Annotated in this window: 11 protein-coding genes and 1 pseudogene; 11 read left to right on the top strand and 1 reads right to left on the bottom strand. The window is 63.1% G+C overall.

Annotation, left to right across the window (positions count from 1 at the left end; genetic code table 11):
- Nucleotides 1–130 precede the first annotated feature (130 nt).
- Nucleotides 131–436, top strand: coding sequence for a hypothetical protein (locus tag LB524_RS25055; protein WP_015315212.1), 306 nt, complete (start codon nt 131–133; stop codon nt 434–436).
- 25 nt (nt 437–461) lie between these two features.
- On the opposite strand, the gene LB524_RS25050 is transcribed toward LB524_RS25055, so the two are convergent.
- Complete coding sequence (locus LB524_RS25050; protein ID WP_224530950.1) at nt 462–1,154, bottom strand: GntR family transcriptional regulator; 693 nt, start codon at nt 1,152–1,154, stop codon at nt 462–464.
- A gap of 69 nt (nt 1,155–1,223) precedes the next feature.
- Between LB524_RS25050 and LB524_RS25045 the strand changes: the two genes are divergently transcribed.
- From LB524_RS25045 to pyc, 10 genes and pseudogenes are all read left to right on the top strand, one after another.
- Nucleotides 1,224–2,117 (top strand): dihydrodipicolinate synthase family protein, encoded by an 894-nt coding sequence (locus LB524_RS25045; RefSeq protein WP_015315214.1) that lies wholly within the window; start codon nt 1,224–1,226, stop codon nt 2,115–2,117.
- A 19-nt stretch (nt 2,118–2,136) separates the two neighbouring features.
- A complete protein-coding gene (locus LB524_RS25040) occupies nt 2,137–3,474 on the top strand; it encodes an NAD(P)/FAD-dependent oxidoreductase (RefSeq protein ID WP_224530949.1) in 1,338 nt (445 codons plus the stop codon).
- 15 nt (nt 3,475–3,489) lie between these two features.
- Complete coding sequence (locus LB524_RS25035) at nt 3,490–4,491, top strand: 4-hydroxyproline epimerase (RefSeq protein ID WP_140662600.1); 1,002 nt, start codon at nt 3,490–3,492, stop codon at nt 4,489–4,491.
- Nucleotides 4,492–4,826: 335 nt separating this feature from the next.
- Entirely contained in the window at nt 4,827–5,729 is a 903-nt protein-coding gene (locus tag LB524_RS25030; protein ID WP_015315217.1) for a branched-chain amino acid ABC transporter permease, read from the top strand.
- Between the two features lie 94 nt (nt 5,730–5,823).
- Nucleotides 5,824–7,329: pseudogene (gene livM, locus LB524_RS25025) on the top strand (high-affinity branched-chain amino acid ABC transporter permease LivM); the annotation flags it as partial.
- Nucleotides 7,329–8,810: an ATP-binding cassette domain-containing protein gene (locus LB524_RS25020; RefSeq protein WP_140822612.1), complete on the top strand. Its 1,482-nt coding sequence runs from the start codon at nt 7,329–7,331 to the stop codon at nt 8,808–8,810. The pseudogene livM and the gene LB524_RS25020, both read left to right, overlap by 1 nt.
- Complete coding sequence (locus LB524_RS25015) at nt 8,810–9,538, top strand: ABC transporter ATP-binding protein (RefSeq protein WP_015315220.1); 729 nt, start codon at nt 8,810–8,812, stop codon at nt 9,536–9,538. The genes LB524_RS25020 and LB524_RS25015 overlap by 1 nt, the downstream gene beginning before the upstream one ends.
- 16 nt (nt 9,539–9,554) lie before the next feature.
- Nucleotides 9,555–9,902, top strand: a complete 348-nt coding sequence (locus LB524_RS25010; protein WP_013892487.1) for a DUF6867 family protein — start codon at nt 9,555–9,557, stop codon at nt 9,900–9,902.
- A gap of 137 nt (nt 9,903–10,039) precedes the next feature.
- Nucleotides 10,040–11,158 (top strand): branched-chain amino acid ABC transporter substrate-binding protein, encoded by a 1,119-nt coding sequence (locus tag LB524_RS25005; protein ID WP_015315221.1) that lies wholly within the window; start codon nt 10,040–10,042, stop codon nt 11,156–11,158.
- A 288-nt stretch (nt 11,159–11,446) separates the two neighbouring features.
- Complete coding sequence (gene pyc, locus LB524_RS25000; RefSeq protein WP_224530947.1) at nt 11,447–14,905, top strand: pyruvate carboxylase; 3,459 nt, start codon at nt 11,447–11,449, stop codon at nt 14,903–14,905.
- Nucleotides 14,906–14,979 lie beyond the last annotated feature (74 nt).

Here is a 14,979-nt window from a genome sequence, read left to right as displayed (position 1 = left end):
AATGTGATGGAACCGGTGGGGGATTGCGCGACTTAGGGCTGCAATCCTGCCGTGGAGGAGGCGCGGCAGACAACCAGGGCGCCGACGGCGGGCCGGTGGCATTGCATCGTCCGGCGCAAGGAGGTGTCAAATGACACGACGTCTTACGGCGACAATGTTCGTTGCGGCGATGGCGATGTGCTCGTGCGCTGCTCAGGCAAATGCAGCTGGGCAATGCGCGCCACGCGCCGATATCGTGAAGGCGCTCGGCGAGAACTTCCACGAAAGCGAAGCCGGGCGCGGCCTGATCAACCCCAATGTGGTCCTCGAGGTCTTCGTTTCGGAACAAGGCAGCTGGACGGTCCTGGCTTCCGACACGAAAGGCCAGAGTTGTATCCTGTCGGTTGGCGAAGGCTGGGACAGCCCGACACTCAAGGCGGCCTTGCCGGGCGCCTGAGCGATTTGCCTTCGCGCTCTTGCAACTAGCGCGTGGCGGCGACCTCGGCATGGCCGCGCAGCAGTGCCATCAGTTTCTTGGCGTCCTTGGCGGCGCCTTCCTCATCGCCGTCCAGGATCGAGCGGATCAATGCAACATGGTGCTCGGCGGATTCCGCCAGCCCGGTGTCGGCCTTGTAGCGGAACCAGAAGCGGCGACTGTGTGTCTGCAGCGGGGCGGCCAGCCGGGCGGCGAACGGGTTGTCTGCGGCCAGCGCCAGCGCCTCGTCGAGCGCCTTATCGGCCTGGATGAAGGCGAGCACATTGCCTGATATCACTGCTTTCTGCATGGCGAGCGCCGCCTCGTGGAACAGGTCGGCGGCCTCGCGGGTGACGAAGCGTGCAGCCGAACGGGCGAGCACCACCTCGACGCCGCGCCTTGCGTCGAGCACACGCAGCCAGTCGCCGGGGTGCAGTGGCGCGATCGCGATGCCGGCGCGGGGCCTGACGTCGAGCAATCCCTCCCAGGCAAGCCGTTGGATCGCCTCGCGCACCGGCGTGCGGCCGAGCGCCAGCCGCTCGATCAGGGAACCCTCGGTGACAAAACTCGCCGGGGCCAGTTCGAGCGTGACGATCATGTTTTCGAGGACGCGATAGGCCTTGGTCGCCGCGGGCTCGGACACGATGCTTGCTTCCATGGATATCAAATGCTCTCTCCTGATATATCTGGAATATATCATAACAGATTCCGCATTGACAGCAGCTTTCCTAACAGATATACGGCTGATATATCAGATGGAGAGATAGCTATGTGGACCGGAGTTTTCCCCGCCGTCACGACCAAATTCACCGCCGACGACCGGCTCGATCACGCCGAGATGGAGCGCTGCTTCGGCCTGCAAATGGATGCCGGCTGCGATGGCATCATCGTCTGCGGCTCGCTGGGCGAGGGACCGATGCTGTCGCCTGACGAGAAGATCGAGGTGCTGAAGACCGCGCAGAAGATCGCTGGCAAGAAGCCGGTGCTGCTGACGGTCAACGAGGCCGGCACCCGCGAGGCCGCCAGTATCGCCAAGCGCGCCGCCAAGGAAGGCGCCAATGGCCTGATGGTGGTGCCGAGCCCGATCTACCACACCAACGCGGAAGAGACGGTGGCGGCGCTGCGCGCAGTGGCGGAAGCCGGCGACTTGCCGGTCATGATCTATTCCAACCGACTCGCCTACCGCGTCGATGTAAGCGTCGACCAAATGGAGGAGCTGGCGTCGGACAAGCGCTTCGTCGCCATCAAGGAATCCTCTGACGACATCCGCCGCTCGACCGAGATCATCAACCGCCTGGGCAGCCGCTACGACCTGTTCACCGGCGTCGACAACCTGGCCTTCGAGGCGCTCTCCGTGGGTGCCATCGGCTGGGTGGCCGGTCTGGTCACCGCCTTCCCGCGCGAGACCGTCGCCATCTACCAGCTTATGAAGCAGGGGCGCCGCGAAGAGGCGCTCGCCATCTACCGCTGGTTCCGGCCGCTGCTCGATCTCGATGTCTCGACCTATCTGGTGCAGAACATCAAGCTTGCCGAAGTGTTCGCAATCAACACCAATGACCGCGTGCGCATGCCGCGCATGCCGCTGTCGGGCGAACGCCGCAAGGCTGTCGAGAAGATCATCAAGGATGCGCTGGCGGCGCGGCCGACACTGCCGCAGTTCTAAAGAGGGTGGCGGCAGCCAGATGAGAGGCAGCGCCCAGGTGCAAGGAAAGTCCAAATCGACAGACAAGGGGCGGCGCTCCTCATCCGCCCTGCGGGCACCTTCTCCCCGTGAACGGGGAGAAGGGAGAGACATCGCCATCGTCGGTGGCGGCATCATCGGCATTTGCGCGGCTGCCTTCCTTGCCGAGGCGGGACTGGACGTCACGCTCTTCGACCGCACGGGCATCTGCGAGGAGACGAGTTCCGGCAACGCGGCCGCCTTTGCCTTCTCCGACGTGCTGCCGCTGGCGCACAAGAGCATGATCCGGCAGCTGCCAAAATGGCTCGCCGATCCACTCGGCCCGCTCAGCATTCCGCCCGCCTACCTGCCGAAGCTGCTACCCTGGCTGATCCGGTTCTGGCGCGCCGGCGCGCCTGGAAAATATGAGGCGAGCCTGACGGCGCAGGCCGGCATGATGAAGCTTGCCGAGGCCGAATGGATGGATCTGCTCGATCGTTCCGGCACCCGGCCGATGCTGCGCGAGGACGGTTCGCTCGAACTCTACGAAGGCGAGGCCGAGTTCCAAGCCTCGCTGTCGGGCTGGGCGGCGCGCGAGCGCTTCGGCATCGGCTTCCGCCATGTCGAGGGCGAGAACCTGGCGGACCTGCAGCCGGGGCTGTCACCGCGCTTCGTCAAAGGCGCTTTCGTGCCTGGATGGAAGACCGTCGCCGATCCAAAACTGCTCGGCAAGGCGGTGTGGGCGTACGCGCAGTCCAAGGGCGCCCGCTTCGAGATGGCCCGCATCGACCGCGTCGCGGCGGATCAGGATGCCGTGACGCTGACGCTGGCCGACGGCACGAGCAGGCAAGCCAGGCGCCTTGTCATCGCGGCGGGCGCCTGGTCGCATCTGCTGACGCGGCAACTCGGCGATCGCATTCCGCTGGAGACCGAACGCGGCTACAACACGACGCTGCCGACGAGCGCCTTCGACGTGAGGCGACAGTTGATCTTTTCCGGCCATGGCTTCGTCATCACCCCGCTCGAAACCGGCCTGCGTGTCGGCGGTGCCGTGGAACTCGGCGGCATCGAGCGGCCGCCCAATTTCAACAGGTCGAAAGCGCTCTTGCGGAAGGCGCGGGAATTCCTGCCGGGGCTCGATCCCTCGGGCGGGCGCGAATGGATGGGGTTCCGGCCCTCCCTGCCGGATTCGGTGCCCGTCATCGGCAAGGCGGCGCGAAGCCAGTCCGTGATCTACGCTTTCGGCCACGGCCATCTCGGCCTGACGCAGGCCGCGGCAACCGGGCGGTTGATCAGGGAATTCGTTCTGGGGCAGACTTCGTCCGTTGATCTGGCCCCCTTCAGTCCACAACGGTTTTGATTTTCGAGGAGCGACATGGCCAAGAAATCCTTCTTCTGCATCGACGGCCACACCTGCGGCAACCCGGTGCGGCTGGTCGCCGGCGGCGGGCCGCTGCTGCAGGGCTCGACGATGATGGAGCGGCGGGCGCATTTCCTGGCCGAATACGACTGGGTCCGCACCGGCCTGATGTTCGAACCGCGCGGCCATGACGTGATGTCCGGCTCGATCCTCTACCCGCCGACCCGTGAGGATTGCGACATCGCCATCCTGTTCATCGAGACGTCCGGCTGCCTGCCGATGTGCGGTCACGGCACCATCGGTACGGTGACGATGGCGATCGAGCATGGGCTGGTTAAGCCGAAGACGCCGGGTATGCTGCGGCTCGACACGCCCGCCGGCCTGGTCATCGCCGAGTACAAGCAGGTCGGCGAGTATGTCGAGGAGGTGCGCATCACCAACGTGCCGTCCTTCCTTTATGCCGAAGGACTGGCGGTAGAATGCCCGGGGCTCGGCGAGATCACCGTTGATGTCGCCTATGGCGGGAATTTCTACGCCATCGTGGAGCCGCAGGCGAACTATCGTGATATGGCCGACTATTCCGCCGGCGACCTCATCGCCTGGAGCCCGGTGGTGCGGCAGCGGCTCAACGAGAAGTATTCCTTCGTGCATCCGGAGAATCCCGGGATCACCGGGTTGTCGCACATGCTGTGGACCGGCAAGCCGACGGTCGAGGGAGCCGATGCCCGCAATGCCGTCTTCTACGGCGACAAGGCGATCGACCGCTCTCCATGCGGCACCGGCACCTCGGCGCGCATGGCGCAACTCCATGCCAAGGGCAAGCTCAAGGCGGGGGATGCGTTCGTCCATGAATCGATCATCGGCTCGCTGTTCAAGGGCAAGGTTGAAAAGGACGTCACCGTCGCCGGCAAGCCGGCCATCATCCCTTCGATCGGCGGCTGGGCCCGCATGACTGGACTGAACACGATCTTCATCGACGACCGCGATCCGTTCGCACATGGTTTCGTGGTCAAGTAGGAGAATCCTGACCCTGCGGAAAGGAGTGTGACGAAAAAACGAACCGTGTCAGGAATGCAACGATTCCTCTCATCACCTAATTTTGACGGTGATTTCTTCGAAACGGAGCGCATGATGCGGCTCAATCGTCAAAGACATTGCGTTATGCCAATGATAGGGTCCGCGATAGTCCAGGGGCTGGGTGCGAAAAGCGGGCGATCGGGAAGACGTGACTTGCAAACACGCGGAGCGGTCAAAAAAATCACGTTGCAATCCGGGCTCGAAACTTTACGACTAGGGGAAATACGAAAAGGAATGCGTCTGCATGGGCGACATTCCAGGGGAGCCATGTACACATGCAGTACTTTGTCCAGCAGCTTATCAATGGGCTGACGCTGGGATCGATCTATGGGCTGATCGCGATCGGCTACACGATGGTCTACGGCATCATCGGCATGATCAATTTCGCCCATGGCGACATCTTCATGGTGGGCGCTTTCACGGCGCTGATCGTCTTCCTCATCCTCGGCGCGCTGTTTTATTCGGTGCCCGTGGTCATCGCGCTGCTGGTCATGATGATCGTGGCGATGCTGCTCACCAGCCTCTACAATTGGACGATCGAGAAAGTGGCCTACCGGCCGCTGCGCGGTTCGTTCCGGCTGGCGCCGCTGATCACCGCCATCGGCATGTCGATCGCGCTGTCGAACTTCGTCCAGGTGACGCAAGGCCCGCGCAACAAGCCGATCCCGCCGATGGTCAGCCAAGTCTACAACATCAACGGCGTCAGCGTTTCGCTGAAGCAGATCATCATCGTCATCGTCACGGCTTTGCTGTTGGCGTTGTTCTGGTACCTGGTCAACAAGACCTCGCTTGGCCGGGCGCAACGCGCCTGCGAGCAGGACCGCAAGATGGCCGCACTGCTGGGCATCGACGTCGACCGCACCATCTCGATCACCTTCATCATGGGCGCCGCTCTTGCCGCCGTCGCCGGCACGCTGTTCCTGATGTACTACGGCGTCATCGCCTTCTCGGACGGCTTTACCCCCGGGGTCAAAGCATTCACGGCGGCGGTTCTTGGCGGCATCGGTTCATTGCCAGGTGCGGTGCTGGGCGGCCTCCTGATCGGCTTTATCGAGAGCATGTGGTCGGCCTATTTCTCGATCGACTACAAGGACGTCGCCGCGTTCTCGATCCTGGCAATCGTGCTGATCTTCCTGCCTTCCGGCATATTGGGCCGGCCAGAAGTCGAAAAGGTCTGAGACCATGGCCGTGACCGTATCTCCAGAGAGCGACACCGTCGCCAGCCCCATGCAGCGCGCGCTGCGCGAGGGCTTCTATGCCGGCGCCATCTCGCTTGGCCTGTTCGTGCTGTTCATCGGCCTCAAGACAGACCAGAACATCTCCAATGAACTGGTCCTGGTGAAGCGCTGGGGCCTCTTGGCCGCCGTGGTGATCGCCACGGCTATCGGCCGTTTCCTTTATGTCGCCTATGGTCAACCCTTCATGGCCAACCAGAAGATCGCCGATGTCGCCACCGGCCTGTTGCCGGCCAGTGCGGCGTCGCGCTTCTTCCTGTTGCCGGCGTTTGTCGTGGCGATCATCGCGGTGGTGCTGCTGTTCGTGATCAACGGCTCGCTTCCCGGATGGATAGGAGCAGAGGCGGCCGGCTATCTGCAGTTCCTGCGCGCGCTCGCAATCATCTATGCGCTGGCCTGCGTGATCTACTATTACCGCGGCTTCATCCACGCCAACTTCACCAAGCTCGGCATTGCCGCGCTGGTGCTCTATCCGATCCTTGTCATCGTCGTGCTGTCGCTGATGTCGTGGTCGGTCGCCACCGGATTGCAGGGCTCGCTGAAATGGGTCGACAATTTCGGCATCCAGATCCTGATCTACGTGATGCTGGCCTGGGGGCTGAACATCGTCGTCGGCCTCGCCGGCCTGCTCGATCTGGGCTACGTCGCCTTCTACGCCGTCGGGGCCTACGCCTATGCGCTGCTTGGCACAACCTACGGCCTGTCGTTCTGGATCCTGCTTCCGGCGGCCGGCGCCATGGCCGCGTTCTGGGGCGTGCTGCTCGGCTTTCCGGTGCTGCGCCTGCGCGGCGATTACCTGGCGATCGTCACCCTTGCCTTCGGGGAGATCATCCGCCTGGTGCTGATCAACTGGCGCGATGTGACCAACGGTTCGGCCGGTATCTCCGGCATTCCGAAAGTCACCTTTTTCGGCCTGATGACCTTCAACGTCTCGGACCCCAACTACATCGCCAAGGTCCTGCACCTCGCAACCTCGAGCGCCTACTACAAGATCTTCCTCTATTACCTGATCCTGGCGCTTTGCATGCTCACCGCCTTCGTCACCATCAGGCTGAGGCGCATGCCCGTCGGGCGTGCCTGGGAGGCGCTGCGCGAGGACGAGATCGCCTGCCGCTCGCTCGGCATCAACACCACCACGACCAAGCTGACGGCGTTTGCCACCGGTGCCATGTTCGGCGGTTTTGCCGGGGCATTCTTCGCCGCGCGGCAAGGTTTCGTCAGCCCGGAATCCTTCGTCTTCCTGGAATCGGCCATCATCCTGGCCATCGTCGTCCTTGGCGGCATGGGGTCGCTGGTCGGCATCGCCGTCGCCGCGATGGTGATGATCGGCGGCACCGAGGCGCTGCGCGAGCTCGACTTCCTCAAACAGGTCTTCGGGCAAGATTTCACCCCCGAACTCTACCGCATGCTTCTGTTCGGCATGGCCATGGTCATCGTCATGCTGTGGAAGCCGCGGGGCTTTGTCGGCAGTCGTGAACCGACAGCCTTCCTCAAGGAGCGAAGGGCTGTCTCAAGCTCCTTCACCAAGGAGGGTCACGGCTGATGAATGCGAACGCACAAATGAACGACGCCATCCTGCAGGTCGATCATCTGTCGATGAAGTTCGGCGGCCTGGTCGCCATCGGCGACCTGTCCTTCACTGCCAGGCGCGGCGAAATCACCGCGCTGATCGGCCCCAACGGCGCCGGCAAGACCACCGTGTTCAATTGCATCACCGGCTTCTACAAGCCGTCGGAAGGCATGATCACGCTCAACCGGGCCGATGGCTCCAGCTACCTGCTGGAACGGCTGCCCAACCATGAGATCCCGGCGCGCGCCAAGGTGGCGCGCACCTTCCAGAACATCCGCCTGTTCTCGGGCATGACGCTGCTGGAGAACCTGCTCGTCGCCCAGCACAACAAGCTGATGAAGGCGTCCGGGTATACGATCCTGGGCCTGTTCGGCTTCAGCGGCTACCGCAAGGCCTCGGCCGAATCGGTGGAGCTTGCCAAGCACTGGCTGGAAAAGGCCGATCTCGTCGATCGCGCCGACGATCCGGCCGGCGACTTGCCCTACGGCGCACAGCGGCGGCTCGAGATCGCGCGCGCCATGTGCACCGGTCCCGAGCTTCTGTGCCTCGACGAACCGGCGGCCGGCCTCAACCCGAAGGAATCGGCGGCTCTCAACGAACTGCTGATGGGGATCAAGCACACGACAGGCACCTCGATCCTCCTGATCGAGCACGACATGTCGGTGGTCATGCAGATCTCCGACCATGTCGTGGTGCTGGAATATGGCCGCAAGATCTCCGACGGCAATCCGCAGTCGGTGCGCACCGACCCGCGCGTTATCGCTGCCTATCTTGGCGTCGACGACGAGGAGGTCGAGACCGTACTTACCGAAGTCGGTGACGAGGACGTCATCGAACAGCTCGACATCGGCCCCGATTCCGCGCATGGCCCGGGGACATCGTCGTCGTATCTGGCCGGGCCGGTGAGCGACACCGTCGGCCATAGCCAAGGCGAACGCGTAACCGTGTCGAAAGGCGCCTCGAAGGCAGCGCAGGTCGATGCCCGCGTCGCCAGCGTGGCAAGCAGGCCTGTTGCCCCGACACCGGCGCCGGCCAAGCCCGCCGCGAAGAAAGCGGCACCACGGAAAACGGCCGCCAAGGCGCCTGCCGCGAAGGCCGAAGGCGTTTCGAACCGCCTCGCTGCCCCCCGTGGCGGCAAGGCCGACAATCTGACCCGCATCAAGGGCATCGGCACGGTCAACGAGAAGAAGCTCAACGAACACGGCATCTTCCACTTCGACCAGATCGGCGCCTGGAAGAAGGCAGATGTCGAGGCGGTCGAGGCCTATCTCGCCTTTGACGGACGCATCGCGCGCGAGGAGTGGGTCAAGCAGGCCAAGCTGCTCGGCCAAGGCAAGGATACGGAATTCTCGCGCCGCGTCGATGCAGGCAAGGTGGCGACCAGTCATGTGTCCGGCAAAGCCAAGGCGAGCACAGCCAAGCCCGTTCAGGGCAAGCGTGGAGGGGGCAAGTGATGGCCACGACAACGCTGCTCGATATCAAGGGCGTGGAGACCTATTACGGCAATATCCGTGCGCTGAACGGCGTCAATGTCAGTGTCAAGCAAGGTGAGATCGTGGCGCTGATCGGCGCCAACGGCGCCGGCAAGTCGACGCTGATGATGACCATCTTCGGGGCTCCACGCGCCCGCACGGGCACCATCACCTTCAACGGGACCGATATCACCCAGTTGCCGACACACGAAATCGCGCGCATGCGCATTGCTCAGTCACCGGAGGGCCGGCGCATCTTTCCGCGCATGACGGTGATGGAAAACCTGCAGATGGGCGCCAGCCTCGACAACCTCAAATATTATGGCGAGGACGTCGAGAAGGTGTTCACGCTGTTCCCCAGGCTGAAGGAGCGCATCGCCCAGCGTGGCGGTACGCTGTCGGGCGGCGAACAGCAGATGCTGTCGATCGGACGCGCACTGATGGCGCGGCCGAAACTGCTTCTGCTCGACGAGCCGTCGCTGGGCCTGGCGCCGCTGATCGTCAAGCAGATCTTCGATGCCATCCGCGAGTTGAACCGCACCCAAGGGCTGACCGTGTTCCTGGTCGAGCAGAACGCGTTCGGCGCGCTCAAGCTTGCCACGCGCGGCTATGTCATGGTCAACGGCAATGTGACGATGAGCGGCACCGGCAAGGAGCTGCTCGCCAATCCGGAAGTGCGCGCCGCCTATCTCGAAGGCGGACATCACTGAGTTCAGGAGACTTCCCATGCAAGGCATTCTCTACGAGGAACCGTCGATCTGGCAGTTCTTCTTCGTCACCTGCCTGCTCGGCGGATGGGCGGCATGGATGACCGGCAAGGCCAGTGCCCAGACATGGCGCAGCTTCATCCAGCTGTTTGCCTATCTGCTCGGGCTCGGCATTGGAATCCGCTTCATCCATCACGCGCTGTTCGACGGCACGATGTTCTCGCTGCATTACTATATCGTTGACACCATCGTGCTGATGATACTGGGCTTCGTCGGCTATCAATACACACGAACCAACCAGATGGTCACACAGTATAACTGGCTCTACGAAAGAGCTTCAATCTTGAGCTGGAAACCGAAAGGTTGACGTTCATCATTAACGCCGCGTCAGGGATGAATCGGCGTGACAAGTGCCTGAAAATCGGCAAACTATGCTTTCTGCGATAAGGGTGGGCATCGCATGAAAGCTTCATCCACGCCCACTCCGTTAATGGGAGCGTTTAAATGAAAAAGTCACTTTTGTCCGCCGTGGCCCTGACCGCGCTCGTCGCGTTCGGCGGCAACGCGTGGGCTGATGTAATGTTCGCCGTCGCCGGGCCGATCACCGGTCCGAACGCGGCCTTCGGCGCACAGCTGCAGAAGGGCGCCGAAGCGGCGGTCGCCGAGATCAATGCCAAGGGCGGCATCAATGGCGAGCAGATCAAGCTCGAAGTCGGCGACGATGTCTCCGATCCGAAGCAGGGCATCTCGGTCGCCAACAAGTTCGTCGGCGACGGCGTCAAGTTCGTGATCGGCCACTTCAACTCGGGCGTGTCGATCCCGGCCTCCGAAGTGTACGCCGAAAACAACATCGTCGAAATCACGCCGGCCGCAACCAACCCGAAGTTTACCGAGCGCGGCTTGTGGAATGTGTTCCGTACCTGCGGACGCGACGACCAGCAGGGCAGCATCGCTGGCGCCTATATCGCCGCGAACTTCAAGGATGCCAAAGTCGCCGTGATCCATGACAAGACCCCTTATGGCCAGGGCCTCGCGGACGAAACCAAGAAGGCGATGAACGCCGCCGGCATCAAGGAAGTGATGTATGAAGGCGTCAATGTCGGCGACAAGGACTTCTCGGCGCTGATCGCCAAGATGAAGGAAGCCGGCGTCACCCTGATCTACTGGGGTGGCCTGCATACCGAAGCCGGTCTGATCATCCGTCAATCGGCGGACCAGGGCCTCAAGGCCCCGATGATGTCGGGTGACGGCATCGTGACGGACGAACTCGCCGCCATCGCGGGCGACGCTGTCGCCGGCACCCTCAACACGTTCGGCCCCGACCCGCGCCTGATCCCAGCCAATAAGGAACTCGTCGAGAAGTTCCGCGCGCAGGGTTTCGAGCCGGAAGCCTACACGCTCTACGCCTATGCCGCCGTGCAGGTGGTCGCCGAGGCGGCCGCTGCCGCCAAGACGAACGATCCGCAGGCCGTCGCCAAGGCGATGCATGAAAGCGGCCCGTTCCCGACCGTTCTGGGCGATCTCGCCTATGACGCCAAGGGCGATCCGAAGCTGCCAGGCTACATCATGTACGAATGGAAGAAGAAGGACGACGGGAAGTATTCCTGGTTCCCGAAGTCGTAATTCATTCGGATCCGAAACCAACGATGCCCGGCGCCTCGCGCCGGGCATTTTCTTTTGATGCGCGGCGGCAGCCGGGTTACGTCACGGTGAGCCCCCTTAGCCAGGAAGATCGCATCCAGGATCGAAATTGTCGCCATTGTTCCGTCCGTTCGAACCGATGCATGCGAGTGTTGGCCGGACAATCGATCTAAATCGGTTTAAATCAGCATCGATTTTGTTTGCACTGCAGCATTTTCGCGCTAATCATTGCCCCGATTTCCCGTTCCTTCCGCTGCTGGAGCCCAGTCCTTGGCCATCACGAAGATCCTCGTCGCCAACCGGTCAGAAATCGCCATCCGCGTCTTTCGCGCGGCCAACGAGCTGGGCCTCAAAACCGTGGCGATCTGGGCCGAGGAAGACAAATACTCGCTGCACCGCTTCAAGGCCGATGAGAGCTACCAGGTCGGGCGCGGCCCGCATCTCGGCAAGGACATGGGTCCGATCGAGAGCTATCTGTCGATCGAGGAGGTGATCCGCGTCGCCAGGCTTTCAGGCGCCGATGCCATCCACCCCGGCTACGGGCTGCTGTCGGAAAGCCCCGAATTCGCCGAGGCCTGCGCGCAAGCAGGCATCACGTTCATCGGTCCCAAGCCCGACACGATGCGCCGGCTGGGCAACAAGGTCGCCGCGCGCAATCTGGCCATCGAGGTCGGCGTGCCCGTGGTGCCGGCGACCGATCCGTTGCCGGACGACATGGAGGCGGTCAAGGAACTCGCCAAGACGGTCGGTTATCCGGTCATGCTGAAAGCCTCGTGGGGTGGCGGTGGCCGCGGCATGCGCGCCATCCGCTCCGAGGCCGACCTCGCCCGCGAGGTCATGGAAGGCAAGCGCGAGGCGAAGGCCGCCTTCGGCAAGGACGAGGTCTATCTCGAAAAGCTGATCGAGCGCGCCCGCCATGTCGAGGTGCAGGTGCTTGGCGACTCGCACGGCAATGCCGTCCATCTGTTCGAGCGCGACTGCTCGATCCAGCGCCGCAACCAGAAGGTCGTCGAGCGCGCGCCGGCGCCCTATCTTAGCGAGGACCTGCGCCAGGAACTTTGCGGCTACGCGCTGAAGATCGCGCGCGAGACCAGCTATATCGGCGCTGGCACCGTCGAATTCCTGCAGGACGCGGATACCGGCAAGTTCTACTTCATCGAGGTCAATCCGCGCATCCAGGTCGAGCACACCGTCACCGAAATGGTGACCGGCATCGACATCGTGAAGGCGCAGATCCACATCCTCGACGGTTTCGCCATCGGCACGCCGGAATCGGGTGTGCCGGCGCAGAGGGATATCCGGCTGAACGGCCATGCCTTGCAGTGCCGCATCACCACGGAAGATCCCGAACACAATTTCATTCCGGACTACGGCCGCATCACCGCCTATCGCGGCGCCACCGGCTTCGGCATCCGCCTCGATGGCGGCACGGCCTATTCCGGCGCGGTCATCACCCGCTTCTATGATCCGTTGCTGGAGAAGGTCACGGCCTGGGCGCCGACGCCGGCCGAGACGATCGCCCGCATGAACCGCGCTCTGCGCGAGTTCCGCATCCGCGGCGTCGCCACCAACCTCACCTTCCTCGAAGCGATCATCAATCACCCGAGCTTCGCCGACAATTCCTATACGACCAGGTTCATCGACACGACGCCGGAGCTGTTCCAGCAGGTCAAGCGCCAAGACCGTGCCACCAAGCTGCTCAATTATCTGGCCGACGTCAGCGTCAACGGCCATCCCGAAACGCGCGGCCGACCGACGCCAAAGGCCGACGCGGCGCCGCCCGTGGTGCCCTATCTCAACGGCAATGTGCCGAGCGGCAGCAAGCAGAAGCTCGACGTGCTCGGGCCGGAAAAGTTCGCCGCCTGGATGCGCGAGCAGAAGGAAGTGCTGGTCACCGACACGACGATGCGCGACGGCCACCAGTCGCTGCTCGCCACCCGTGTGCGCACGCATGACATTGCCGGCATCGCCGGCACCTATGCGCGCGCCTTGCCGCAGTTGCTGTCGCTCGAATGCTGGGGTGGGGCCACTTTCGACGTCGCCATGCGCTTCCTCACCGAGGATCCATGGGAGCGGCTGTCGCTGGTGCGGGAAGCCGCCCCCAACCTGTTGCTGCAGATGCTGCTGCGCGGCGCCAACGGCGTCGGCTATACCAATTATCCCGACAATGTCGTGCAGCATTTCGTCAAGCAGGCGGCGTCGGGCGGCGTCGACCTGTTCCGCGTCTTCGACTGCCTGAACTGGGTCGAGAACATGCGCGTCGCCATGGACGCGGTCGGCGCCGAGGGCAAGCTGATCGAAGCGGCGATGTGCTATACCGGCGACATCCTCGATCCGGCGAGGGCCAAGTACGACCTGAAATACTATGTCGGGCTCGCCAGGGAATTGCAGGCCGCCGGCGCCCATATCATCGCCGTCAAGGACATGGCCGGCCTGTTGAAGCCGAGTGCTGCCCGCGTGCTGTTCAAGGCGCTGCGCGAGGCGACCGACCTGCCGATCCATTTTCACACCCACGACACATCGGGTCTGTCGGCGGCAACCGTGCTGGCGGCCGTGGAAAGCGGTGTCGACGCCATCGACGCGGCGATGGACGCCTTCTCCGGCAACACCTCGCAGCCGTGCCTGGGTTCAATCGTCGAAGCGCTGAAAGGCACCGAGCGCGATCCAGGCCTCGACCCGCAATGGATCCGAAAGATCTCGTTCTACTGGGAAGCCGTTCGCAATCAGTACGCTGCTTTTGAGAGCGACCTGAAAGGCCCGGCTTCCGAGGTCTATCTGCACGAAATGCCGGGGGGGCAGTTCACCAATTTGAAGGAACAGGCGCGTTCGCTGGGGCTGGAGACACGCTGGCACGAGGTGGCGCAGACCTATCACGACGTCAACCTGATGTTCGGCGACATCGTCAAGGTGACGCCGTCCTCTAAGGTCGTGGGCGACATGGCGCTGATGATGGTGAGCCAGGACCTGACCGTTGCCGATGTCGAGAACCCGGCCCGCGACATCGCCTTCCCGGACTCGGTGGTTTCGATGCTGCGCGGCGATCTTGGCCAATCCCCTGGCGGCTGGCCGCAGGCGTTGCAGAAGAAGGCACTCAAGGGCGACAAGCCGATCACGGCGCGGCCCGGCTCATTGCTCAAGCCGGCCGACCTCGAGAAGAGCCGCAAGGAGATCGAGGACAAGCTCGAGCGCAAGCTGTCGGAATACGAGTTCGCCTCGTGGCTGATGTATCCGAAGGTGTTTTCCGACTTCGTCGCCGCGCAGGAGACCTACGGCCCGGTCAGCGTTCTGCCGACGCCGACCTATTTCTACGGCATGAAATCGGAAGACGAGATTTTCGTCGATATCGAAAGGGGCAAGACCTTGGTCGTGCGCTGCCAGGCGTTCGGCGATGTCGACGACAAGGGCATGGTCACGGTGTTCTTCGAGCTCAACGGCCAGCCGCGGCGCGTGAAGGTGCCCGATCGCGCGCATGGCGCGTCGGCGGCCAAGGCGCGTCGCAAGGCGGAGCCCGGCAACGAGGCGCATGTCGGGGCGCCGATGCCGGGTGTGGTCTCCGCACTTTCGGTCGCCGCCGGCCAGGCGGTCAAGGCCGGCGACGTGCTGCTCTCCATCGAAGCGATGAAGATGGAGACGGCGCTGCACGCCGAGCGCGACGGGACGGTCGCCGAGGTGCTGGTGAAGGCCGGCGACCAGATCGATGCGAAGGATCTCCTGATCGCCTTTAACTGAGAGCTCGCAAGGAACGGGCAGGCTGTCGGCTCATGACGGCAGGCCTTGGCGAGCTGTTCGATAACGGCTTGACC

It is taken from the genome of Mesorhizobium sp. ESP6-5, from assembly GCF_020164695.1.
In the GTDB taxonomy this organism is placed as follows: Bacteria; Pseudomonadota; Alphaproteobacteria; order Rhizobiales; family Rhizobiaceae; genus Mesorhizobium; species Mesorhizobium australicum.
Note: the sequence above shows the minus strand (reverse complement) of the source record. Positions and strands in the feature narration are given on the sequence as shown.